The 255-nt window shown below is 65.1% G+C and carries 1 pseudogene; it reads right to left on the bottom strand.

Going from position 1 to position 255, the window contains the following annotated elements:
• Nucleotides 1–221, bottom strand: a pseudogene (locus Q5762_RS39030) (ATP-dependent DNA ligase); the annotation flags it as partial.
• Between the last annotated feature and the right edge of the window lie 34 nt (nt 222–255).

Raw genomic sequence — 255 nt, 5'->3', positions numbered from 1 at the left:
GGGGTGCGTTTCTGGTAGAACGGTTCGCCCTCGATACCGCCCGGCCAGCGTTCCATCGTGGTGGGACGACCGCCGAGGGTCTGCAGCATCTGGGGCGCCACCGCGACGAGATAGTCGGCGATGTCGGCCTTCGTGGCCACCCCGGGGAAGTACTCCTTCGTCGGGCTGGTGAGCCGCACCTGGTGTCCGTCGAGGTCGTAGTCGAGCGCTTCGGCTGCCATGGACGCAACTGTATAGTCGAACCTCATGAGCGAA

This window comes from Streptomyces sp. P9(2023) (genome assembly GCF_032436795.1).
In the GTDB taxonomy this organism is placed as follows: Bacteria; Actinomycetota; Actinomycetes; order Streptomycetales; family Streptomycetaceae; genus Streptomyces.
This window is presented reverse-complemented; position numbering and strand designations above follow the sequence as displayed.